Here is a 23303-nt window from a genome sequence, read left to right as displayed (position 1 = left end):
CCTCGAACGGCAGCAAGGGCATGGGGCACAATACCCGCCGCTGATCGGCCCCGGCCCCAGCCCCAGCGCCGCGGCCTCGTCGCCCCTCTGCTCCCTGTTCTTCTTCCTCCCCTGATGAGCGCCCTCCCCTTCGTCGTCGTGACGCCTGTCTTCGAGGACAGCGAAGCCTCCACCCGCCTGTTCCACGAACTGTTCGATGCCTTCGGCGAGCAGGTGCACGTGGTGGCGGTGGACGACGGCTCGGTCCGGCAGCCGGTCGACATCCGGCAGCTGGAGGCCATCGGCCTCAGCGGCACCGTGATCCGTCTGCGGCGCAACGTGGGCCATCAACGCGCGATCGCCGTCGGCCTCGGCTACGCGGCCGAGCACCTGGCCGAGGTCCAGCGGGTCGTGGTGATGGATTCCGACGGCGAAGACCTTCCCGCCTCCATTCCCGAACTGCTCCGCACGCTGGAACCGGACGAAATCGACGTGGTCGTCGCCCAGCGCCGCACGCGCGTCGAGACACTGCGCTTCAAGCTCTTCTACGCGGTCTACCGGCGGCTCTTCAAGCTGCTCACCGGGCGCAGCATCAGTTTCGGCAACTTCATGGCGCTCAAGCCCAATGCGGTCAAGCGCCTGGCCGCCATGCAGGAACTCTGGACGCACGTCGCCAGCTGCGTGCTCGGCTCCCGCCTGCGCATCGCCACCTGCGCGCTGGACCGGGGCCCTCGCTACGCCGGGCAGAGCAAGATGAATTTCGTCGGGCTGACGTTGCACGGGTTCCGCGGCATCATGGTCTTCGCCGAGGACGTGCTCGTGCGCGTCGGCATCGCCGCGGCGCTCCTGGGCACGCTGACCATCCTGGGCGGCCTGGCCTCCGTGGTGCTCAAGGTGTCGGGCTACGCCACGCCCGGCTGGTTCTCGGTGGCGCTGGGCATCCTGCTGCTGGTGTTCCTGCAGACAGGCACGCTGGCCCTGATGAGCCTCATGCTCACCGGCGTGAGCAGGTCGGGCGCCTCGCTGCAGGCCGCCTACACCGATTTCGTCGATACGGTGACGCACACCGGCCGCCCCGCATGATCCTGCGCGCCCGACTGGCAGATCCCCGCCTCGCCGAGCTGGGGCGCTTCATCCTCAACGGACTGATCGCAACAGCCGTCCACTATGGCGTGCTGAGCTTCAATCTCCGGGTACTGGGCATGCCGTCCGCCGGCGTTGCCAACTTCGTGGCCGCCTGGTTCGGCATCGCGGCCTCCTTCATCGGCAGCCGCTATTTCGTCTTCCGCAAGGCGAGCACGCCCTGGGCGCACCAGGCGTTGCGCTTTCTCATCCTGTATGCCTCGATCGCGTGCCTGCACGGGTTGCTGCTCTTCGCGTGGACCGACGTCCTGCATCTGGACTACAGCATTGGATTCCTGATCGCCACGGTGCTCCAGACCCTGCTGAGCTACGTCGGCAACAAGCTCCTCGTGTTCTCGGGACCATGAAAATCATTCGATTCGCCGCGGCAAGCGCCTTCTTTCTCGTGCTGGCCTGCTTCATCTACTGGGTGCATATCTCCTTCATGCACGTGAACGTGGTGTTCTACAGCGCCATCGTCGACGGCGTGCTGGCTGCGTTCATCACCGCGGGACTGGTCATGGCGCTGCGGTCCTTCTCGTTGTTCAGCGGCTTCGAGAAGCTTCAGATGCTGATCATCTGGCTGCTGGCCGCCTATGCGCTCGCCATCTCGGTGCCCACGGTGCTGGATCGCTCACTGTCCTTCTACATTCTCGAGAAGCTGCAGCAGCGCGGCGGCGGCATCCAGCAGAGCCGCTTCGCCGAAGTCTTTACCGACGAGTACCTCAAGGAGCACCGCCTGGTGGATGTGCGGCTGACCGAGCAGCTGGAATCCGGCACGATCCGCATCGAGAACGGCTGCGTGCGCCTCACCCCAAAGGGCGACGGGCTCGCGAGCTTCAGCCGTTTCTTCCGGCGGCACCTGCTGCCCAAGCAGCGGCTGCTGATGGGCCAGTACAGCGACGATCTGACGGACCCCTTCCGCAACAGCGCCCCGCAGAAGGACTACACCTGCCGATGAGATCGACGGCCACGCACGGAGACTGGCATGCAGCCCCCGGCTATCGACTCGCGCCGCTGGTCCTGGCGGCGGTGGGACTTTGCTTCTACATCCTGCGGGCGACGAACTGGTTCACCGCGGTGCCGGGCGACCTGGGCGATGCGCGCTTCAACAGCGTCATCCTCGAGCACTTGTTCCAGCGGGCGAGCGGCGATTGGCCTTCGCTGTGGTCGCCGGGCTTCTTCTATCCGGCCCCGGGCGCGCTGGCCTTCAGTGACAACCACTTCGGCTCCGGCCTCGTCTACGTTCTCTTCCGCGCACTGGGACTCGCCCGCGAGCCTGCCCTCGATGCCTGGCTGACCGTCGGGTTAGGGCTCGACTTCGTCGCCATGTACCTGGTGATGCGCAGGCTGGGCTTCTCGTCCCTGGGCGCATCGGTCGCCGCCTTCGTCTACACGTTCTCGCTGCCGGCCCTGGCGCAGGAATCCCATGCGCAGCTGACCTACCGGTTTGCCATCCCGTTGGCGTGGCTGGCGCTGCTGCAATTCGTCCAGGAGCGGCGCCTCACGCATCTGGCCCGGCTCGCGGCGTGGGGTGCGCTGCAGTTCTACTGCTCGATCTATCTGGGCGTCTTCATGGCCTACTTGCTCGCGGCAACGGCCGTGGCCATGCTGGTCCCCGCGTTCCGTCCGCCAGCTGCCCGGCGCAGGCCCGGGACCTCCGCAGGCCTGTTCGAATGCACAGCGCTCCTGGTCATCGCGGCATCCGCTGCCGCGGTCGGCTACCTGCTGCTGAAGTACCACGCCATCAGCCGCATCTATGGCTTCAGCCGGATGCCCGACGAGGTGCTGGTCATGCTGCCCCGGCCGCAGAGCTACCTGCTGGCGGACGCGGTGCTGGGCTACCGATGGCTCGGGGCTGCGGTGTCCGGCCTGGAGGCCCGCAACGAGCACCAGATGTTCATCGGCTTCGTTCCGCTCGTGCTCGCCCTCTGGGCGCTGGTCACGGCAACAACCGAAGCGGCGGCGCGCTGGCGCCGGCTTCTCGGGCTTTCGCTGGCGGCGCTGGCACTGCTGGTGGCCTTTACCCTGCATGTGAACGGGCAGTCCTTGTACCAGCACGCGATGGCGCTGCCCGGCATCTCTTCCTTGCGGGCGGTGAGCCGCGTCGTCCTGGTCATGGCACTGCCGGTCGCCGTCATGGCGGCCATCGGCGTCGAGCACCTGCAGCGGCATCGCGGCCTCCGATGGCTGGTCTCGAGCCTGATCGTCCTCGCGTTCTCCCTCGAGACCCTGGCCTATCGTCCGTACTTCACCGGCTTCGACCAGTGGCGCGGCCGCATGGCCGCGGTGGAGCAGGCAGCTGGCGCCACGGCCTTCAAGCCCGATGCCGTGCTGTATCTCACCGGACGCGCGAACGAGCCCTTCTACATGACCGAGCTCGACGGCATGGTCTTCGCGCAGGACCGCAGGATGCCGACCCTGAACGGTTATTCGGGCAATGCGCCGCCGGGCTACATCCACCCCTTGCCCTGCCATTCGGCCGCGGCGCGGATCTACAGCATGGCGCCGGCGCCATGGGCTGCAGGAAGGCTCGTCCCGGATGCGCTGCTGGCGCGAACGGCCTGGGTGTCGCTCGAGCCCTGCCCGGGGGTCCACCTGCCCACCGACGCCGCGCCTCGCCCCCCGGACGAGGCACAGGCCAGGCAGATCCAACTCACTCCCACGGCAACCGAGGCCGACGCGCGCGAGCTGAAGGTAGCCGTGCGCATTCGGAACGACGGCGCGCAGCCTCTCCACTCGCTGTCGCGCGTCGGGCATCCGTTGCGCTTGACCTGGCGCTTCGTACCCGCCTCCGCCGATCCAGCGGCTGCCGCGCCTGCACCCGCATGGCTGGCCCGGCAGGACCTGAACTTCTCCCTTGCCCCCGGCGAGGAGGAAGCGATCAGCGTCATGATTCCCAAGCCCTCGGCCGAAGGCACCTACGACCTGCAGTTCTCGATTGCTGCAGAGGGCTATCGGTACCTGCATGAAATGGACATGCCGGTCCCGCACATCCCCGTCGCCGTCGGCCCTGCCGCCAAGTAGGGGCATGCCCATCGGCGCGCCGCTAGGCCGCGGGCTCTACACGCAGGGCCGCAGGCGCAGCTAGAGTTTCGCCATTCACTCTCAGGAACGGACCATGGCCAGCACGGACGACGACAAACCCGACGACAAGACCGACCGCATCAAGGACTCCGCCCAGCAGATCTGGCTCGCGGGCCTCGGCGCCTTTGCCAAGATGCAGCAGGAGGGCAGCAAGGCCTTCGAGGCGCTGGTGAAGGACGGCCTCGGCGTGCAGAAGAAGACCCAGCACGCCGCCGAGGAAACGCTGGCCCAGGCCCAGGCCCGCATGGCCGGGTTCGCCAGCGAGTTCGGCACCAAGGCCGCGGGTGGATGGGGCAAGCTCGAATCCATCTTCGAGGACCGCGTGGCGCGCGCGCTCGAGAAGCTCGGCATGCCCTCGGCGCAGGAGGTGGCGGCACTGCAGGCGCGGGTCGAGGCGCTCGAAGCCCAGCTCAGGCGCAAGGACTCGACCGACCGGCCCGCACGGACGCCACGCAAGACGGCAGCGCGCCATCCGGCCGAAGCCGCGGCCAAGCCTTCTCGGCGGCGCAAGCCGGGCAGCGACGCCTGATCCACGGCGGCCCTGATCGGCCGCCCGCGACGCGCACCGCAGTGCAGCAATCGCCCCGCGGCCCGGGACTTGCGCTAGAGTGGCCTCAGGAGACAACCGGGGGCTACGAGTTCATGGCCAAGAAGGCGCCACGCCGCACTGCACAACGCATCCTCGAAGCCGCATTGGACCTGTTCAACCGGTTCGGGGAGCCGAACGTCTCGACCACGCTGGTGGCGGGTGAGCTCAACATCAGTCCCGGCAACCTCTACTACCACTACCCCGCCAAGGATGAGCTGATCAACCGGCTCTACGAGAACTACGAAACCGAGCTCAACGAACTGCTCCACGCGAGCGAAGGCGTGCGCGACGTGGAGGATGCCTGGTTCTTCATGCACAGCCTGTTCGAACTGATCTGGCGCTACCGCTTCCTGTACCGCGACCTCAACGACCTGCTCTCCAAGAACCGGCACCTGGAGACCCAGTTCCAGCTGGTGCTCCAGAACAAGGCACGCGCGATCCGGACCCTGCTCGCCGGCATGAGCCGGTCCGGCCACCTGGACATCGACGCGCCCGAGGTCGATCCGCTGGCCCAGAGCATGGTGGTGGTGCTGACCTACTGGCTGAGCTACGAGTACGTGCGCAACCCGCGGGAGGCGCTGGAGCCGGGCCATGCCCAGAGCGCCCTGCTGCGCGGCGCGCACCACACGCTCCATCTGCTCGCGCCCTACCTCGCGGCCGAGCAGCGACAGCATTTGCTTACGCTGAGCAACGCCTACGCGGGCGAAGATCAGCCGACAACCGTCTGAGCATCGCATGGCCCATCCCGATCTCCAACCTCTCTCGCTGCTGGCTACCGGCACGGTGCCCGCTTCGGAGCCATGGGTCCCGATGCCCTACCGTGACGCGCCGCGCTTCGACGCCGCCGAAGTGCTGCAGGAATGGGGCAGGTTGCACGGCGGGCACGGGCTGCCGCCGCCGGCACCCGGTCCACTGGCCGAGGGCTGGGCGCTCTACCACAGCGGTGACTTCGAACGCGCGGCCAAGCTGGGACTGCGGCACGGCGCCGAGGGGCTGATGCTGGCCAACCAGGCCACGGCCATCTATGCCAACTACCTCGAGCCGCGCGAGGCGATGCGCCAGGCCCTGTTCAAGCAGGTGGCCGAGCGCGCTGCCAGCCAGGCGGCGGAGGAGCCGGACAACTGCCACGCGCTCTACTGGCAAGCCTATGCCCTTGGCCGCTACAGCCAGGGCATCAGCGTGGCACGGGCGCTGGCGCAGGGCCTGGGCACCAAGGTCAAGGGCGCGCTCGAACGCGTGATCGCGCTCGAGCCGCGGCATGCCGCAGCCCATGTGGCGCTCGCGGCCTTCCACGCCGAGGTCATCGACAAGGTCGGCGCGCTGGTCGGCCGCATGACCTACGGCGTGCGCGCCGAGACCGCGATCGAGCTCTTCGAGCGCGGCCTGGAACTCCATCCGCGCTCGCCCGGCGCGATGATGGAATACGCCCGCGGAATGCTGATGCTGGAAGGCGATGCGCGCCTGGCCGAGGCCACCAGCCTCTACGAGCGGGCCGCCGCCACGGAACCGGCCGATGCGCGCGAGCGGCTCGACGTGGAGCTGGCGCGCGCCGGGCTGTCCGACTGATCCGACTGATTCGCCCGCTTTATCAACGAAATCGTCACTTAAGATGCGAGCCCCAGCCACACCATCCCCATCATGTCCGACCTGAACGCCCTGTTCGAAGCCGCCCAGGCCAACTCCAAACTGCTCGCCGAGCGCCCGGACAACCCGACGCTGCTCAAGATCTATGGCCTTTTCAAGCAGGCGACACTGGGCGACAACACCGAGAAGAAGCCGAGCTTCAGCGACATCGTCGCGCGCGCCAAGTGGGACGCCTGGACCGCCCGGAAGGGCTTGAGCGCGGACGAGGCCAAGCAGAAGTACATCGACCTGATCGAGTCGCTGCGCGGCTGAACGCCTACGGCCGCGCCGGCGCGGCGTTCAACGCCAGTCCTTGTCGTTGTAGGCGTCGTCGTCATCGTCATCGTCGGGCCGGCCCAGCAGGTCGTCCAGCTTCCGCCGCAAGCGCTCTTCGATCTGCCCGCTGAAGCCGGCGAACAGGCCGGACAGGGTCGCCCGCAGCGTGAAGCTGCCGCCGCTGACCTCGACACTGCCGTCGATGCCTGCGCGGCTGAAGCGGCCGACGTCACGGGCCTGGCCTTCCTCGTAGCTGCAGGCCAGGCCATAGTCCTGCTCGACCTGGCTGACCCATTTGCGCGCGATCGCGCGCGCGGCCTCGATGCCGAGTTGATGGCTGCGTTCGATGTGGATATCAGGCACCGGGCCCTCCCTGTCGGCCGTGCTGGCCGGGTTCTTCGGTCGGCCTGCGGGCCGCGGGCGCCGTGGCGTCCCCGGTCCGCAGCGCCAGCATTCTCTCGTCCTTGGGCAGCGCGGACAGGCGCTTGACTGCCGCATAGAAGCGCGGCCAATCCCGGCCTTCTCGCTCGAACAGCGCCTCGAAGCCGGGCACCAGTTCGTCGTACGCGGCCTGCGCGCCGAACAGGGCGTTGTTGGCCCGCGCCACCCAGCCGTCGTAGGCGCCCTGCCGTGGGCCGCTCCAGCCGGCCCGCAGGGCGGCGTAGCGCTGGCGGAAGTCTTCCATCACGGCCTTCTTCTGCGCATCGACCGTCGCCCAGTCGCCGGCCTGTGCCGCCTTCGAGGCGTAGATGTCCGCGAGCACCCGGCGCGTGTCGGCGGTGAGGGCGCGGAACTGCTGGCGCCGGCGGTCGAACTGCGCGTACTCGACGCGCGCCGCATCGCCGGCCTGGGTCTGCAGCCAGCGGGCGCCGCCGATGCGCTCCACCGCGGTCGCGAAGGACTCGTTGAACATCGTGTCGCCGGGCACATAGAGCACCTGGTGCGCCAGCTCATGGAACACGATGCGGGCCAGTTCGCCTTCCGGGTAGCCGATGAAGGTGGACAGCAGCGGATCGCCGCCGGCCCAGTTCATCCAGCCCAGCGTGGAGTAGGCCGGCACCGGGTAGGCGGCCGCTTCCAGCCCCTGGGCGACCAGCGTGGCGGCCTCCGCGCGGGCTGCCGCCTCGTCGTAGTAGCCCCGATAGCCGACGCAGCCCGCGACCGGGAAGCACCAGGTCTTGAGGGTGAGCGAATGCGCGGGCGACGCCACCACGTTCCAGATCGCGGCCGGCCGGTGCAGGTCGGCGTAGGCCTTGTAGCTGGGGTTGTCCGGCAGGCCGAGCTCGGCGACTGCGAAGCGACGGATGCGCTCCGCCAGTTGCAGCTTGGCCTTGAGCGCGTCGGTGGTGGCCGGGTCCTGCAGCCACTCCGGCACCGGCCGCGCCGCGCGCATGAGCGCCAGATGGCCGCTGGCCGACTGCCAGTAGTAGCCCAGGTCGGCGCAGCCGGCCAGGGCCAGCACGGCCACGGCAGCAAAGGCCGCGCGCCCCTTGCTCATCAGGCAACCGCCTTCGGCTCCGGCACGAGCCCGCTTCGGAGCGGCCGGGCGGGGGCTCATGCCGGCACCTCAGGCATCGGGCATGACCTCGACCAGGCAGTCATAGAAGGTGGGCCCGCGACCGATGTCGGTCAGCCGCTGGCTGGTGAGCTGGTTGACGTTCGTGCCGTCCGCACCGAGCTTGCGCCACCAGATCCCCAGCCCGTGCACCACGCCGGGCCGCGCGCGGCGCGAGACCTCCGCGCGGCAGCGATGCTCGCCGCGGCGGTTGAACACGCGCACCATCGCGCCGTCGACGATCCCGCGCGCGGCAGCATCGTCCTGGTGGATCTCGAGCAGCGGTTCGCCCTCGATCGCGCGCAGGCTCTTCACGTTCACGAAGCTCGAGTTGAGGAAGTTGCGCGCCGGCGGCGAGATCATCGCGAGCGGAAACTCCGTCGAGCTGCCGGCCGGCTCGTAGTTGGGGACGTGGTCGGGCAGGCCGTCCTGGCCCTGGGCCGCGAGGCTCGCGCTGAAGAATTCGCAGCGGCCCGAGGGCGTGGGAAAGCCCCCTTCGGCAAACGGCGCCTCCGGCAGCTTCAGGCTGGTGAAGCCCTGGGCCTGCAGTTCCTCGACGTCGATCGCGCCGGGCGCGAAGGCGGTGCGGCACAGCGTCTCGTCGTCGTCGGAGAAGCAGGGCTCGTCGAAGCCCATGCGGCGCGCCAGCTCGCGGAACACCCAGGCGTTGCTGCGCGCCTCACCGCGCGGCGCCAGCGCGGGCCGGTTGAGCAGCACATCGGTGTGGCCGTAGCTGGTGTGGATGTCCCAGTGTTCGAGCTGGGTGGTGGCCGGCAGCAGGTAGTCGGCGTAGTCGGCGGTGTCGGTCTGGAACTGCTCGAGCACCACGGTGAACAGGTCCTCGCGCGCGAAGCCAGCCACCACCCTGGCCGAATCCGGCGCAACCGCCACCGGGTTGCTGTTGTAGACCACCAGCGCCCGGATCGGGTTTGCGGTGTCGAGCAGCGCATCGCCGATCGCGCTCATGTTGATGGTGCGCGGCCGCCGCCCCGCCAGCAGGTCGGGCCGCTGCAGCGCGGCGCGGTCCACCGGGAACTGGCCCGAGCTGCTCAGCAGCAGCCCGCCCGCGCGCTCGCGCCAGGCGCCGACCAGCGCAGGGAGGCAGGCGATGGCGCGCGCCGCATTGCCGCCCCCGCGCACCCGCTGCATGCCGTAGTTGAGCCGGATCGCCGCCGGCCTCGTGGTGCCGTAGGCGCGGGCCAGCGCGACGATCTGTGCCTCGGGCACGCCGCAGACCGCTGCGGCGCGGGCCGGCGACCATTGCAGGGCGCGCTCGCGCAGTTGCTCCCAGCCGAGGGTGTGACGCTCTATGTAGTCGTGGTCCAGCCAGTCGTTGACGATCAGCTCGTGCATCAGCGCGAAGGCCAGCGCCGCATCGGTGCCCGGCAGGAGCGCGATGTGCTCGTCGCACTTGTCGGCGGTCTCGGTCCGGCGCGGGTCGATGCACACCAGCCTGGCACCCGCGCGCTTGGCGGCCTGCGCATGGCGCCAGAAATGCAGATTGCTGGCGATCGAGTTGCTGCCCCAGATCAGGATCAGCTTCGCCTCGGCGAAGAACTGGACGCGCATGCCGACCTTGCCACCCAGAGTAAAACTTAAAGCCTCACCCCCGGCGGTCGAGCAGATGGTGCGGTCCAGCAGCGACGCACCTAACTTGTGGAAAAAACGACGATCCATCGACTCGCCCTGCACAAGACCCATCGTTCCCGCATAGCTGTAGGGCAGAATCGATTCTGACGAATTGTTACGCCATAGCAGATTCAGGCGTTCGGCGATGTCGGAGAGGGCCGCGTCCCAGCTCACGGGTTCGAACCGGCCGCCGCCCTTGGGCCCGACCCGCTTCAAGGGCTGCAGCAGCCGTTCGGGATGGTCGTTTCGTTCGATGTAGCGCGAGACCTTGGTGCAAAGCACGCCGGCCGTGTGCGGATGCGCCGGGTTCCCCTGCAGCCTGACGGCCCGGCCGTCCTGCACGGTGGTCACGAGGGAGCAGGTGTCGGGGCAGTCGTGGGGACAGGCGCCGAGCACCTGGGTCGGGGAATTCATGGGTGGCCGGGCGATGAGTGGACCGGTCGAGTCTAAGTTCTGCGCCGCGGCGGCGCTCTGGAGTTTTCACGATGATCCATCGCAGGCACTTTTCAATCGCGGCGGGTGCTGCGGCACTCGGCGGCTTCGGCATTGCGAGGGCCCAGAGCGAAGCGCCCGTCATGCTGGGCCAGTCGGCGCCCTTCAGCGGGCCGGCGGCGCAGTTGGGCATCCAGTTCCACCAGGGCGCCAAGCTGTACCTCGACCAGTACAACGCGCAGCCCGGCCACCGCGACGTGCAGATCAAGTTCCTGGACGACGGCTACGAACCCGAGCGCTGCGCCGCCAACACGAAGAAGCTGATCGACGAGGAGGCATTCGCACTCTTCGGCTACATCGGCACGCCCACCAGCCTGGCCGCCTTGCCGCTGGCGGTGAATGCCAGGGTGCCCTTCATCGCGCCCTTCACCGGCGCGATGGCGCTGCGCGAGCCCTTCCACCGCAACGTGTTCCACCTGCGCGCCTCGTACAACGACGAGACGGCGCTGATCGTCAAGCAGCTCACCCACCTGGGCCTGAAGAAGATCGCGGTCTTCTACCAGAACGATGCCTACGGCAAGGCCGGCCTGGACGGCGTGACGCTCGCGCTCTCGCAGCTCGACCTGAAGCCGGCGGCCCTGGCCACGGTGGAGCGCAACACGGTCGACGTCGCGGCGGCGGTGAAGACCATCGTGGCGGCCAAGCCGGACGCCGTGGTCCAGGTCAGCGCCTACAAGTCCTGCGCCGCCTTCATCCGCGAGGCGCGCAAGGCGGGCTATGGCGGCACCTTCTACAACGTGTCCTTCGTCGGCACGCAGGCCCTGGCCGACGAACTGGGCAAGGACGGCGCCGGGGTGGTCGTCACGCAGGTCGTGCCCTCTCCCTATTACGCGGCGAACGGCATCACGCGCGAGTTCAACGAGGCGGTGAAGAAGAGCAGCGGCACGGTGCAGTCCAACTTCTCGAGCATGGAAGGCTACCTGGCCGCCAAGGTGCTGGCCGAGGGCCTGCGCCGCGCTCCCGGCAAGCTCACGCGCGAGGGCCTGATCGCGGGGCTGGAGAGCATCGACCGGCAGCAGTTCGGCGGCTTCGAGGTCTCCTTCTCGCCGCGCAACCACGTCGCGTCGAAGTTCGTGGAGCTGTCGATGATCACGGGCGACGGTCGCATCCGGACTTGAGGTTCAACTCCCTCTCTCTGCGGGAGAGGGAGCAACCCCCGCCAGGCCATCCACCGCCTGGAACATCGCTTGCCGCGCCTGGCTGATCACCTGCCCGCGCCAGGCGTCGGTGTCGCTGTAGAAGGCGGCGAGCATGCGGGTGCGGATGGCCTCGGCCAGCTCGGCCGGTGCCCGGGGGTGGCGATGCAGCCAATGGTCCCCGCGCAGCGCCGCGGTCACTTCAAGCATCGGCTCGGTGCCGTATTCCAGTGCGATCGAGGTGTGCTCGGCCTGGGGGCATTCGTCGTCCAGGGCGTAGCACATCAGCCCGGTCAGGTAGGCGGAGGTCGAGGAGCCGTCATACATCGAGGTGACCGGCGCCGCTGCCGTGCCCCACCACGCATTCGCCCTTGCATACGCGACCTTGTCGTCCCGGCCGGCGAAGATGCGCTCGCCGATGCCGTTGGACCCCAGGCCGGTGTGCAGGTCGATCCAGCCGACGCGACGCGCCCGGCCCGCATGCGTGCGCAGCACCTCGCGCACGGCCCTGTTGCTCCACGTGGGCGCATTGCCGCCGTAGAACAGACCGTCGGGGAACTGGTACTGCCCGCGCGTCACGGCGGCCTGGTAGAAGCCCAGCCCCTCGCGCGCGATGAGGGCATCGATCTCCGCCTGGTTGGCCGCCGACGGTGGCCACTGCTCGGGCAGCAGCAGCGCATGCAGGCTGGCGTAGGCCTCGTTCACCGGCAGCGGCTGCGAGAAGTCGAGGAAATTGCGGTTCAGGTCCACGTTCTCGTGCGTGACGCGCCGGCTGTGCGAGAAGCCGTACGGGTTCAGCGCGTGCACGTACAGCACTGCCACGCCCTGGTCGCGCGCCTTCTCGCGCCACTCGGCGTCGTGCAGCGCGAACACCTGCACGCCGCTGCCGCAATGGCCCTCCACGCCGTGGCAGCCGCTGCTCACGATCAGCAGGCTCTCGGCCTGCGCGTCGCCGTCGAGCGCCACGTCGATGGCCAGCTCCTCGCCATCGCGGCCCAGGAGCGGGTGCACATGGGAGCGCACCGCCAGTCCCGCCGCGGCGCAGCCCTGCAGGAACTTCTGGCGAGCCAGCGCGTAGCGGGGCGCAAAGGCTTCGCCGACGCCGATCATGCAGCGCGCTCCCCGGGCAGCGCGGGGCCGCCGAGGAACTCCTCGGCCAGCCGCACCCAGCAGGTCGCGCCCAGGGGGATCAGGTCGTCGTTGAAGTCGTAGCTCGCGTTGTGCAGCATGCAGGGGCCGCCGCCGTGGTGCAGGTCGCGGTGGCTGCCGTCGCCGTTGCCGATGAAGGCATAGGCGCCGGGCCGGGCCTGCAGCATGAAGGCGAAGTCCTCCGCCGTCATCGCGGGCTCCTGCACCAGCACGTTCTCCTCGCCGACGATGCCGGCCATCACGCGGCGCGCGAAGTTCGCCTCGGCGGCGGTGTTGATGGTGGGCGGGTAGTTGCGATGGAAATGGAAGTCGCACTCGGCCTCGTGCGCCGCGCTCACATGCTCGGCAATTTTCTTCATCCGCGCCTCGATCAGGTCGAGCACCTCCAGCGTGAAGGTGCGGACCGTTCCCTTGAGCTCGCAGCAGTCGGGGATCACGTTGCTGGCTTCGCCGCCGTGGATCATCGTGACGGAGATCACCCCGGCCTCCGTCGGCTTCTTGTTGCGGGTGATGATGGTCTGGAAGGCCTGCACCATCTCGCAGGCGATCGGCACCGGATCGATGCCGGTGTGCGGCAGCGCTGCATGACCGCCCTTGCCGCGGATGGTGATGGTGAACTCGTTGCTCGAGGCCATCGCCGGCCCGGGACTGACGGCGAACTGGCCGGCCTTCATGCCGGGCCAGTTGTGCATGCCGAACACGGCCTCCATCGGGAACTGCTCGAAGAGACCTTCCTTGACCATCTCGCGCGCTCCGCCGCCGCCCTCTTCGGCCGGCTGGAAGATCAGGTAGACCGTGCCGTCGAAGTTGCGGTGCTTCGCCAGGTGCTGCGCTGCCGCCAGCAGCATCGCGGTGTGGCCGTCATGGCCGCAGGCGTGCATCTTGCCGGGGTGCTTGCTGGCATGGGCGAAGGTGTTGAGCTCGGTGACCGGCAGCGCGTCCATGTCGGCGCGCAACCCGACGGCCCGCGGGCTGCTGCCGTTCTTCACGATGCCGATCACGCCGGTGGTGGCCAGGCCGCGGTGGACGGGAATGCCCCATTCGGTGAGCTTGGCCGCCACCACGTCGGCGGTGCGCTGCTCCTGGAAGCAGAGTTCGGGATGGGCATGCAGGTCGCGGCGGACGGTGGCAATGCCGGCCGCCTGGGTGACCAATGAGTCGATGAGTTTCATAAGAGGAGTCTAGGCTCAGCCGAAAGTACGTGCCAGATTAAGCTCGCCCCCAGGTTGGCTCACTTGGTGTAGCCGCCCACCCCCTCACCGGGGGCACACCAGCGGCCCGGCAAAGCCGGTTCCGCGGTGGGCATGTTGCTCGCCCCCAGGTTGGCTCACTTCGTGTAGCCGCCCACCCCCTACCGGGGGCAACACCAGCGGCCCGGCAAAGCCGGTTCCGCGGTGTTCCCGAATGTCGGCGCGCCGAAGCGGGACTTCCGGGGACAATCGCCGGCATGCCGACCCCCCTCCTCTCCAGCCGCAGCCTCGATTTCGCTCAGACCCTGGTGCGCATGAACACCGTGAGCACCCGCAGCAACCTGGCGCTGATCGAGTTCGCGCGGGAGCACCTGGCCGGGCTGGGCGTGCGCAGCCGCCTCACCTACAACGCCGACCGGACCAAGGCCAACCTGTTCGCCACGCTGGGCGCGGGCAAGCCGGCGGGCGTGATCGTCTCCGGCCACACCGACACCGTGCCCTGGGACGGGCAGGCCTGGAGCGTGGACCCGCTCTCGGCCCTGGTCCAGGACTGGCCCCAGGACGAGCACGACGGCGAGGCGATGCAGGTCGAGCCCCGGCTCTACGGCCGCGGCTCGGCCGACATGAAGAGCTTCATCGCGATCGCGTTGGCCAATGCCCAGCGCTTCATCGAGAGCGACTCGCCCTTCGCGGTGCACTTCGCCTTCAGCTACGACGAGGAGGTGGGCTGCTTCGGCGTGCGCGAGCTGATCGCCGACATGAAGGAGCAGGGGATCCGCCCGCTGGCCTGCATCGTCGGCGAGCCGACGATGATGGTGCCGGCCATCGCGCACAAGGGCGTCTACCGCTACCGCTGCTGCGTGCGGGGCAAGGAAGCGCATTCCTCGCTGACGCCGCGGTCGGTCAACGCGATCGAGATGGCGGCGCGCCTGGTCGGCAAGCTGCGCGACATGGCCGAGGGCTTCGAGCGCGACGAGCCTCGCTACGCGGGCTTCGACGTGCCCTACAGCACCGCCAGCGTCGGCCAGTTCCACGGCGGCATCGCGGACAACGTGGTGCCGCGCGACGCCGAGTTCCGCTACGAGTTTCGCGACCTGCCCACTGCCGACGCGCAGAAGATGCAGAAGGAAATGCGGCTGCACGCCAACCGCCTCGAGGCCGGCATGAAGAAGATTGCGCCCGAGGCGGGCTTCAGCTTCGAGACCATCTGCGAGATCCCCAGCTTCCTGACCACGGCCGAGGACCCCGTCACCCGCCTCGCGCAGCGCCTGGCGGGCGAAGCCGGCACCACGCTCGTGGCCTTCGGCACCGAGGCCGGCCTCTTCAAGCAGGCCGGCATTCCGACGGTGGTGTGCGGCCCCGGCAGCATCACCCAGGCGCACCAGCCCGACGAGTACGTGACGCTGGCCCAACTCGCGCGCTGCGAGCAGTTCCTGCAGGGGCTCGCGCAGACCCGGGAGATCCGCTGAAGCGCGTCGCCCTCGCCCTGCTCGGCGCCGCCGCCCTGCTCTATGCGGCGGCGACGGCGCTCGCGGCGCGTCATCCCGATCCCGCCTGGGGCTACGTCGCGGCCTTCGCAGAAGCCGCGATGGTGGGCGCGATCGCCGACTGGTTCGCGGTGGTCGCGCTCTTTCGCCACCCACTGGGGCTGCCCATCCCGCACACGGCGATCATCCCGTCCAACAAGGACCGCATCGGCGCGCGTCTGGCCGGCTTCATCTGCAACAACTTCCTGAGCACGCAGCAGGTGCTGGCCAAGCTGGAGCAGCTCGACCCGGCCGCGCGGCTGGCCCATTGGCTCTCGCAACCCGCGCATGCCGCGACGCTCGGCGACCACCTGGTGAGCGCGGCGCGCTACGGCCTGGCGGCCTTCGACGACGCGCGCGTGCGCGAATTCCTGGGCCGCGCGGCGGCCGCGGGCCTGGCCCAGGTCGACATCGCGCGGCTGTCGGGCCAGGCCCTGGATGCATTGACGGCCCACGGGCGGCACCAGGCCCTGCTGGACGACCTGCTGGCCCAGGTCGCGGCAGCGGTCGAGGGCGAGGAGGTGCAGGTGCAGATCACCGAGGCCATCGCGCGCGAGATCCGGGCGCTGCGCTACGTCGGCCTCGACCAGGTCACGGCCCGGCTGGCCACGCGCAAGGTGGTGGCCGCAGCCGCGCGAACCGTCGCCGAGATGGCGGGCGATCCCGCGCACCCGGTGCGGCAGCGCTTCGACGCATTCATGCACGAGTTCGTCCACAAGCTCAAGACCGACCCCGAGTTCAAGCGCCGCGGCGAAGCCATCCGTGCGGAGCTGCAGGCGCACCCGGCCATCGGCGAATACCTGCACGGGCTCTGGAGCGAGCTGCTGGCCTGGCTGCACGAGGACCTCGCGAAGAGCGACTCGGAGATCCGGCGGCGCATCGTCGCAATGGCCGGGACGCTGGGCGCGCGCCTGGAGGCCGACGAGGCGATGCGGCGCTGGATCAATGAGCAGATCGTGGATGCCGCGCCTCGCGCCATCGAGCGGTACCGGGAGGACATCCGGCGCTATATCGTGGAGCGGGTGGGGCAATGGAATGCCGAGGAGATGAGCGTGGAACTGGAGAAGCACATCGGGCGGGATCTGCAGTTCATACGGGTCAATGGGACGTTGGTGGGGGGTTTGGTGGGGCTGCTGATCCATTGGGTCACGCAGGCGCTGGCTTGAACTCGCTCTCTTGCTCCTTGAAGAGGTGAAGGTGCGCGGGCTGGCGATTCGAACGAAGTCAAGCAAACGAGTGCCTTCCCCTCACCTCAGCGAGAGGGAGCAAAAAGGCATCAAGCCCTAAACCGCTTCCGCGTCAACGCCAACGCCACCCAGAACGCCGCCACCGTATAGACCACCAGCACGACCGCAGGCCACCACCAATCCTTCGGCCACTGATCCATGAACAACGGCCTCACCAGCGCCACCGCATTGGCAAGCGGCAGCCAGCTCGCCACCCCGCGCACCATCTCCGGCAGCTGCTCCAGCGGAAAGAACACGCCGGACAGGAACATCATCGGCGTCATGAACAGCGTGAAGTAGTAGGTGAAGAAGTCATACCCCTTCGCCAGCGCGTTGAAGATCAGCGCAATGCATGAGAACGTCACGCCGACGCCCGCGAGCACCAGCCACGCGACCAGCAGCTTGGGGCTGTGGCTGATGCCCAGCCCCAGCATCACGAAGAGGATCGCAGTGGTGGTGAAGATGGCCTTGAATCCGGCCCACAGCATCTCCGCGAGCACCACGTCGTCCAGCCCCACCGGCGCGTTCATGATGCCGTCCCAGGTCTTCTGCACGTGCATGCGCGAGAAGGCCGAGTAGAGCGCCTCGAAGGAAGCGGCATTCATCGAGCTCATGCAGATCGAGCCGCTCGCAAGGAAGAGGATGTATGGCACCTGGACCCCATCCACCGACACCTGCCCCACCAGCGCACCCATGCCATAGCCGAAGGCCACCAGCCAGATCAGCGGTTCGGCGATGTTGCCGATCAGGCTGGGAATCGCAAGCTTGCGCCACACCAGCAGGTTGCGCAGGAACACCGGCCACCAGCGCATCGAGAGCTCGGGCGGGCGCCACACGGAGGGTGGGGGCGGCAACGCGTCATTGATCAGGGCGCTCACGTATTTCTCCATGCGGGGAACACCGCGGAACCGGCTTTGCCGGGCCGCTGGTGTTGCCCCCGGTGAGGGGGTGGGCGGCTACACGAAGTGAGCCAACCTGGGGGAGAGCTTAATTTCAACCGTCTTCGCGGATCTGCCGGCCCGTCAATTTGAGGAACAGGTCCTCCAGGTTGGCCGGCCGATGAAAGGTGCGCAAGCCCTTGTGACCATCCAGCGCGTTCAGCAGGCCACGCGCATCCTGCGTATAGAAGAACACCGTCTCGCCGCTGACCTCGACCCGCGCGGCGTAGTCCTTGAGCGGCGACTGCGCCAGCGCCAGCGCGCCGTTGCCGTAGACCTCGACCACGTCGGGCTCCAGATGTTCGGCGATCAGGTCGCGTGGCCGGCCTTCCGCGATCTTGCGGCCGTGGTCGATCACGATCAGCCGCGAGCACAGCCGCTCGGCCTCGTCCATGAAGTGAGTGGTCAGCAGGATGGACTTGCCCTGCTGCAACAGCAGCTGCAGGCGCTCCCACATGAGATGGCGCGCCTGCGGATCCAGGCCGGTGGTGGGCTCGTCGAGCATCAGCAGCTTCGGGTCGTTGACCAGCGACCGTGCCAGCGACAGCCGGCGCCGCATGCCGCCCGACAGCTCGCCCGGCTTGGCGTCGGCCTTGTGCGACAGCGCCGCGAACTCCAGCAGCTGCGGTATGCGCGGCGTGATCTGGCGCCGGCTCATCCCGAAGTAGCGGGCATAGACCATCAGGTTCTCGGCGCAACTGAAGTCGGGGTCCAGCGTGTCGAACTGGCTCACCACGCCGAGCTGCGCCTTGATCGCGCGCGCGTCGCGCGGCATCGAGAGCCCGCCCAGCGCCTCGATGCTGCCGCCGTCGGGCGCGGTCAGCCCCAGGCACATGCGGATGGTGGTGGTCTTGCCGGCGCCGTTGGGGCCGATCACACCCAGGCATTCGCCGGGCGCGATGGTGAACGAGAGGTCGTCGACCACGGTGGTCGCGCCGTAGCGCTTGTGCAGGTGGTTCGCTTGGAAAAGAGGGGCGGAAGGGCTGGGCACCGGGGCATTGTGGCGCAAGGGGCCAAATTCACCGGGCTCCATGAAGCTACGCGTCTTCGCCGACCCATGAAACGCGCAAACATTCGGGGAACACCGCGGAACCGGCTTTGCCGGGCGGCCGGTGTTGCCCCCGGTAGGGGGTGGGCGGCTACACGAAGTGAGCCAACCTGGGGGCGAGCAACATCCCCACCGCGGCTTTGCCGGGCCGCCGGTGTTGCCCCCGGTAGGGGGTGGGCGGCTACACGAAGTGAGCCAACCTGGGGGCGAGCTAGATATGCAGGCCCTCGAACTCGTTTTTCATCCAGTCGATGAAGGCCCGTGTGCGCGCCGGCAGCAGCCGCGCATGCGGATAGATCACGCTTACCGGCCGCGGCGCCTGCTCGAAGTCCTCGAGCACGATGCGAAGCCGCCCCGCCCGCACCAGCGGCAGCACCTGGTAGGAGAAGAAGAAGCCGAAGCCCATGCCCGCGGCGCAGGCCTCCACCGCGGGCGCGATGTGGTTGAACTCCAGGTTGCCGCGGGCCGCGACCGCGAAGTTGCGACCGTTCTCGCGGAAGTGCACCGGCGCGCCCGGCTGGATGCGCACGCAGTTGGCCTCGAGCAGCTCGCGCGGATGCCGCGGCGTGCCATGGGCGCGCAGGTAGTCCGGGCTCGCGACCGCCACCCGGCGGATGGTGCCGAGCTGCTGGGCCACGAGCGAGGAGTCCTCCAGCGGGCTGATCCGGATGCCGACATCGATGCCCTCTTCCAGCAGGTTCACCGTGCGGTCGTGCAGCAGCACGCTGCAGCGCATCTTGTCGTAGCGCTTCAGGAAACGCACGATGGCCGGCGCCACGTACATGTGGCCGAAGAGCACCGGCGCGGTGACGGTGAGCTGGCCGGCAGGCTCGGCCGCCTCCAGGCTCAGCGCCCGGTCGGCGGCGTCGGCCGCGGCCAGCACCTCGCGCGCGCTCTGCAGGTACTGGCGGCCTTCCTCGGTCAGCGAGATGCGGCGTGTGGTGCGGTGGAACAGGCGCACGCCCAGGTGCGCCTCCAGAGCAGCCAGGGACCGGACCACCGCGGGCAGCGAGCTCTCCAGCGCATCGGCAGCCTTGGTCAGGCTGCCCTGCTCGGCGATCTGCACGAAGGTCTGCATGGCTTTGAGACGGTCCATGGGCGCGATTAGACCGCAGATCGGAGCAGTGAAATGCAGCCTGCCCCATTACTCCGGCTTTCGGATCAACGAACAATCGGCTTCATCAACCCACCAGGATAAGCCGATGACCGCCATCCGTCCCGCTCGCCCGATCAAGGTGTACAGCTCGTCCATTTCCGGCCATAGCCATCGCGTGCGCCTGTTCCTGTCGCTGCTGGATCTGCCCTTTGAGACCGTCGAGGTCGATCTGCGCGCGGGCGAGCAGCGCCGTCCCGAGTTCCTGCGCCGCAATGCCTTCGGCCAGGTGCCGGTGATCGAGGATGGCGACGTGACACTCGCCGATTCCAACGCGATCCTGCACTACCTCAACGAGCGCTACGCGCCCGACCCGGCGCGGTGGATGCCGCGCGATGCGCTCGGCGCGGCCCGCGTGCAGCGCTGGCTTTCCGTGGCCGCCGGCCCGCTGGCGCAGGGGCCGTCGATGGCGCGCGTGATCGTGCTGTTCGGCCTCGCCACCGACCCCTCCGATGTGATCGCGCGATCGCACAACCTGCTGCGCGTCATGGAAAGCGAGCTCGGCAATCGTCCCTTCCTCGCCGGCGAAAGCGAGACCCTGGCCGATATCGCCAACTACAGCTACGTGGCCCACGCGCCCGAAGGCAATGTGTCGCTGCAGGACTATCCGAAGGTCCGCCAGTGGCTGCAGCGCATCGAGGCCTTTCCGGGGTTCGTGCCGATGGCGGCATCTCGCATCGGGCTGGCTGCATGACCGCCGCCTGGCATGAAGGCGAGCGCGTGCTGCAAGCGCGTGCCGGCATCGCCGAGCGCATGGCCGAGATCGGGCCTCGCGTGCTGCGCGACCACATGCCGGAGCAGCACCGCAGCTTCTTCGCCCAACTGCCCTTCCTGATCGCGGGCAGCCTGGACGGCGAAGGCCGGCCCTGGGCCAGCGTGCTGGCGGCCCCGCCCGGCTTTGCGCACTCGCCCGACCCGCGGCATCTGCGCATCGACGCGCTGCCGCAGACCAACGATCCGCTGGCGGCAGCGCTGACGGTCGGCGCGCCCGTCGGGCTGCTCGGCATCGAGCCGCATACGCGGCGGCGCAACCGGATGAACGGCGCGGTCGATGCGCTCGATGCGCGGGGCTTCTCCGTGGAGGTGGGCCAGAGCTTCGGCAATTGCCCGAAGTACATCCAGGCGCGCGAGCCGGTGTTCGTCGGCGGCGCGTCGGCGGCGGGCTTCGGGCCGCGTGTGCATGGCCTGGACGCGGAAGCCCGACGCATGGTGCGCGCGGCCGATACCTTCTTCATCGCCACGGCGCATCCCTCGGCCGGCGATGCGCGCTCGCCGGCCGAAGGCGTCGACGTCTCGCACCGCGGCGGACGGCCGGGCTTCGTGCGGGTCGAAGGCGAAGGCACGCTCACCGTGCCGGACTTCACCGGCAACACCTTCTTCAACACCCTCGGCAACATTGCGCTGAATCCGGTGGCTGGACTGCTCTTCGTCGACTTCGAGACCGGCGACCTGCTGCAGCTGTCGGTGCGGGCCGAGATCCTCTGGGACGGACCGGAGGTCGATGCCTTCGCGGGCGCCGAGCGGCTGCTGCGCATGGAAGTGCTGGCTGCCCAGCACGCCCGGGCAGCGCTGCCGTTGCGTTTCGGGTCTGCGCACCTCTCGCCCTTTCTGGAGGCGACGGGCCGCTGGCCGCAGGAGCCCTGACGGGATGCGCTCCGCCTCAATGAAAGACGGGGATGCGCGCGTTGGCCGAGGGCCGGTAGTGCCAGCCGCGCTCGCGCAGCGCGGCAAGATCGAGTCCGCGCGCCAATAGCGCCTCGACGCCGGCCGCCGCCAGCGCGCAAGCCAGCGCCTGGCCGGGGCAGCCATGCGGGCCGCGGCCGAAGCCCAGCATGCGGCGACCATCGCGCTCGAGCAAGAAGCGTTCGGGCTGCGCGTTCAGCAGCGGATCGCGGTTCGCCGCGCCCATCACCAGCAGCACCGCGTCGCCCGCTTCGAGCCGCGTCCCTGCCACCGTGGTCGGCTCGGCGACGAAGCGGCGGGTGTTCTGGACCGAGGGGTCGTGGCGCGCCGTCTCCTCCACCAGCGCCGGGAGCCATTCCGGACGCACGGCGATCGCATCGCCGAGGCCCGGCTCGCGCGCCAGTGCCACCAGGCTGTTGCCCGCCAGCCCGGCCGTGGCCTCGCAGGTTTGCGACAACAGGCCGACGAGGTTGGCCAGCAGCGCGCGCGATACATCGCCGGGCCCCTGCGCGCGCACCGCCGCCAGCAGGCTGCCCTCGTGCGCCGGCCGTTTCGTCACCAGGGCTTCGAAGCGCGCCATCAGAGCGGCCGCCGCCTCGCTGGCGGTGCCCAATTGGGCCTCGGTGGACAGCGGCGAGAGGCAGGCGACGAAATCGCGCGTCCAATCCGCGAGAACGGGCAGTTCTTCGTACGCGAAGCCCAGCAGATGGGCCACGCCCGCGACCGGCCAGGCGAAGCAGGCCTCGGCCACGGTGGATGCCGGGACCTGCGCCGCGATGCGCGGCATGGCCGCGCGCACGCCGCCGAGATCGAGGCTGCACAGCGCTTTCTGCAGCACCGGCTTGTGGGCGGCATGCGTTGCGCCGTCGTTCATGCGCACCAGTTGGCCGAAGAGTTCGCCGGCCGGCGCGCCCGCGATGGCGCGCGGCACCGGCTCGCCCGGCGGGCGCACCCGCAGCGCGGGGTTGGCGAAGCCCTCCCGCAGCACCTCGGCCCGGCTCGCGACCCAGAGGCCCAGGCGCTCGTCGCGCGCGAGCGCCGGGCCTTCCCGCAAGCGCGCGTACCAGGGATAGGGGTCGGGGTGGGTGACGGCGGCGATGGCGCCGGCGGGCGGGTCGATGTGCGGTTGCTGCATATGCGCAGTGTCGGCCTTCTCGCACATCCACACTTCGCTTAGCATCGAAGTATGGATGCATCGAATGCCGACACGCACCTGGCGCGCCTGGCCGGCGCGATCGCCGAGCCGGCCCGAGCGCGCATGCTCTGCTGCCTGCTGGACGGCCACGCCCGCACGGCCACCGAGCTGGCGGCGGTCGGCGAGGTCGCGGCCTCGACCGCGAGCGCACACCTGGCGCGACTGAAGGAGCAGCGGCTGGTCGAATCGGTCGCGCAGGGCAAGCACCGCTACTTCCGTCTTGCCGGCAGCGAGGTGGCCGCGGTGCTCGAGGGACTGCTGGTGGTGGCCGGTGCGCCGCGCAGCAAGTTCCAGCCCGGCACGCCGAGCCGGCTGCGCGCCGCGCGCACCTGCTACGACCACATGGCCGGCACGGCCGGCGTCGCGCTGCACGACCGGCTGCATGCCCAGGGCTGGCTGCGGGCCACAGCCGAAGGCGATGACTACGAGCTCACGGCCGAGGGCGCGGTGGCGCTGGAGAGCCTGGGCATCGACATCGACGGCGCGCGCCGTTCGCGCCGACGCTTCGCTTGCGCCTGTCTCGACTGGAGCGAGCGGCGGCCGCATCTCGGTGGCGCGCTGGGCGCCGCCTGCCTGCAGCTGTCGCTGCGCCGCGGCTGGGTGCGGCAGGCGCTCGACGGTCGCGCGCTCGCGCTCACGCCCAAGGCGCAGCGCGAGATGCCTGAGCTGTTCGGGCTCGACTAGAGATCCAGGGAATTGATCGAGCC

22 protein-coding genes and 1 pseudogene are annotated in these 23303 nt (G+C 69.2%); 14 read left to right on the top strand and 9 right to left on the bottom strand.

The window, feature by feature from the left end:
* Positions 1–114 precede the first annotated feature (114 nt).
* From E5P3_RS04350 to E5P3_RS04315, 8 genes are all read left to right on the top strand, one after another.
* A complete protein-coding gene (locus E5P3_RS04350; protein ID WP_162584844.1) occupies positions 115–1062 on the top strand; it encodes a glycosyltransferase in 948 nt (315 codons plus the stop codon).
* Complete coding sequence (locus E5P3_RS04345; RefSeq protein WP_162584843.1) at positions 1059–1469, top strand: GtrA family protein; 411 nt, start codon at positions 1059–1061, stop codon at positions 1467–1469. Before E5P3_RS04350 ends, E5P3_RS04345 begins: the two co-directional genes overlap by 4 nt.
* A complete protein-coding gene (locus tag E5P3_RS04340; RefSeq protein ID WP_162584842.1) occupies positions 1466–2062 on the top strand; it encodes a hypothetical protein in 597 nt (198 codons plus the stop codon). Before E5P3_RS04345 ends, E5P3_RS04340 begins: the two co-directional genes overlap by 4 nt.
* Positions 2059–4128, top strand: a complete 2070-nt coding sequence (locus E5P3_RS04335; RefSeq protein ID WP_162584841.1) for a hypothetical protein — start codon at positions 2059–2061, stop codon at positions 4126–4128. Before E5P3_RS04340 ends, E5P3_RS04335 begins: the two co-directional genes overlap by 4 nt.
* 94 nt (positions 4129–4222) lie before the next feature.
* Entirely contained in the window at positions 4223–4717 is a 495-nt protein-coding gene (locus E5P3_RS04330) for a phasin family protein (RefSeq protein WP_162584840.1), read from the top strand.
* A gap of 113 nt (positions 4718–4830) precedes the next feature.
* Positions 4831–5505, top strand: a complete 675-nt coding sequence (locus E5P3_RS04325; protein WP_162584839.1) for a TetR/AcrR family transcriptional regulator — start codon at positions 4831–4833, stop codon at positions 5503–5505.
* Between the two features lie 7 nt (positions 5506–5512).
* The gene (locus E5P3_RS04320) at positions 5513–6343 is read left to right on the top strand and encodes a hypothetical protein (RefSeq protein WP_174263034.1); all 831 of its coding nucleotides are present in this window, start codon (positions 5513–5515) and stop codon (positions 6341–6343) included.
* A gap of 72 nt (positions 6344–6415) precedes the next feature.
* A complete protein-coding gene (locus tag E5P3_RS04315) occupies positions 6416–6673 on the top strand; it encodes an acyl-CoA-binding protein (RefSeq protein WP_162584838.1) in 258 nt (85 codons plus the stop codon).
* Between the two features lie 27 nt (positions 6674–6700).
* Here the strand turns inward: E5P3_RS04315 and E5P3_RS04310 are convergent, their stop codons facing one another.
* From E5P3_RS04310 to E5P3_RS04300, 3 genes are all read right to left on the bottom strand, one after another.
* Complete coding sequence (locus tag E5P3_RS04310) at positions 6701–7039, bottom strand: polyhydroxyalkanoic acid system family protein (protein WP_162584837.1); 339 nt, start codon at positions 7037–7039, stop codon at positions 6701–6703.
* The gene (locus tag E5P3_RS04305; protein ID WP_162584836.1) at positions 7032–8174 is read right to left on the bottom strand and encodes an aminopeptidase; all 1143 of its coding nucleotides are present in this window, start codon (positions 8172–8174) and stop codon (positions 7032–7034) included. The genes E5P3_RS04310 and E5P3_RS04305 overlap by 8 nt, the downstream gene beginning before the upstream one ends.
* A 69-nt stretch (positions 8175–8243) precedes the next feature.
* Positions 8244–10274, bottom strand: coding sequence for a molybdopterin-containing oxidoreductase family protein (locus E5P3_RS04300; protein WP_162584835.1), 2031 nt, complete (start codon positions 10272–10274; stop codon positions 8244–8246).
* A gap of 71 nt (positions 10275–10345) precedes the next feature.
* Between E5P3_RS04300 and E5P3_RS04295 the strand changes: the two genes are divergently transcribed.
* Positions 10346–11470: an ABC transporter substrate-binding protein gene (locus E5P3_RS04295; protein ID WP_162584834.1), complete on the top strand. Its 1125-nt coding sequence runs from the start codon at positions 10346–10348 to the stop codon at positions 11468–11470.
* 3 nt (positions 11471–11473) lie between these two features.
* On the opposite strand, the gene E5P3_RS04290 is transcribed toward E5P3_RS04295, so the two are convergent.
* Positions 11474–12598, bottom strand: coding sequence for a M14 family metallopeptidase (locus E5P3_RS04290; RefSeq protein ID WP_162584833.1), 1125 nt, complete (start codon positions 12596–12598; stop codon positions 11474–11476).
* Positions 12595–13809: a M20 aminoacylase family protein gene (locus tag E5P3_RS04285; protein WP_162584832.1), complete on the bottom strand. Its 1215-nt coding sequence runs from the start codon at positions 13807–13809 to the stop codon at positions 12595–12597. Before E5P3_RS04285 ends, E5P3_RS04290 begins: the two co-directional genes overlap by 4 nt.
* A 275-nt stretch (positions 13810–14084) precedes the next feature.
* On the opposite strand from E5P3_RS04285, the gene argE reads away from it, so the two are divergent.
* Together argE and E5P3_RS04275 are read left to right on the top strand one after the other, a co-directional pair.
* Positions 14085–15296 carry an acetylornithine deacetylase gene (gene argE, locus E5P3_RS04280; protein WP_162584831.1) on the top strand — a complete coding sequence of 404 codons (1212 nt, stop codon included), beginning with the start codon at positions 14085–14087 and terminating at the stop codon, positions 15294–15296.
* A gap of 119 nt (positions 15297–15415) precedes the next feature.
* The gene (locus E5P3_RS04275) at positions 15416–16519 is read left to right on the top strand and encodes a DUF445 domain-containing protein (protein WP_232072979.1); all 1104 of its coding nucleotides are present in this window, start codon (positions 15416–15418) and stop codon (positions 16517–16519) included.
* Between the two features lie 110 nt (positions 16520–16629).
* Here the strand turns inward: E5P3_RS04275 and E5P3_RS04270 are convergent, their stop codons facing one another.
* The 3 genes and pseudogenes from E5P3_RS04270 to E5P3_RS04260 all read right to left on the bottom strand — a co-directional run bounded on the left by E5P3_RS04270 (position 16630) and on the right by E5P3_RS04260 (position 19661).
* On the bottom strand, positions 16630–17469 hold the full coding sequence (locus E5P3_RS04270) for an ABC transporter permease (RefSeq protein WP_162584830.1): 840 nt from the start codon (positions 17467–17469) through the stop codon (positions 16630–16632).
* Between the two features lie 103 nt (positions 17470–17572).
* Positions 17573–18427, bottom strand: a pseudogene (locus tag E5P3_RS04265) (ATP-binding cassette domain-containing protein); the annotation flags it as partial.
* 349 nt (positions 18428–18776) lie between these two features.
* Positions 18777–19661: a LysR family transcriptional regulator gene (locus E5P3_RS04260; protein WP_162584828.1), complete on the bottom strand. Its 885-nt coding sequence runs from the start codon at positions 19659–19661 to the stop codon at positions 18777–18779.
* A gap of 106 nt (positions 19662–19767) precedes the next feature.
* Here E5P3_RS04260 and E5P3_RS04255 point away from each other — a divergent pair, with 106 nt between their 5' ends.
* Positions 19768–20412 (top strand): glutathione S-transferase family protein, encoded by a 645-nt coding sequence (locus tag E5P3_RS04255; protein ID WP_162584827.1) that lies wholly within the window; start codon positions 19768–19770, stop codon positions 20410–20412.
* Positions 20409–21362, top strand: coding sequence for a pyridoxamine 5'-phosphate oxidase family protein (locus E5P3_RS04250; protein ID WP_162584826.1), 954 nt, complete (start codon positions 20409–20411; stop codon positions 21360–21362). Before E5P3_RS04255 ends, E5P3_RS04250 begins: the two co-directional genes overlap by 4 nt.
* 16 nt (positions 21363–21378) lie before the next feature.
* Here the strand turns inward: E5P3_RS04250 and E5P3_RS04245 are convergent, their stop codons facing one another.
* Positions 21379–22581 carry a cytochrome P450 gene (locus E5P3_RS04245; RefSeq protein WP_332107366.1) on the bottom strand — a complete coding sequence of 401 codons (1203 nt, stop codon included), beginning with the start codon at positions 22579–22581 and terminating at the stop codon, positions 21379–21381.
* A 6-nt stretch (positions 22582–22587) separates the two neighbouring features.
* On the opposite strand from E5P3_RS04245, the gene E5P3_RS04240 reads away from it, so the two are divergent.
* Positions 22588–23280 (top strand): ArsR/SmtB family transcription factor, encoded by a 693-nt coding sequence (locus E5P3_RS04240; RefSeq protein ID WP_162584825.1) that lies wholly within the window; start codon positions 22588–22590, stop codon positions 23278–23280.
* The last annotated feature ends 23 nt before the right edge of the window (positions 23281–23303 follow it).

It is taken from the genome of Variovorax sp. RA8, assembly GCF_901827175.1.
Taxonomy (GTDB): domain Bacteria; phylum Pseudomonadota; class Gammaproteobacteria; order Burkholderiales; family Burkholderiaceae_C; genus Variovorax.
This window is presented reverse-complemented; position numbering and strand designations above follow the sequence as displayed.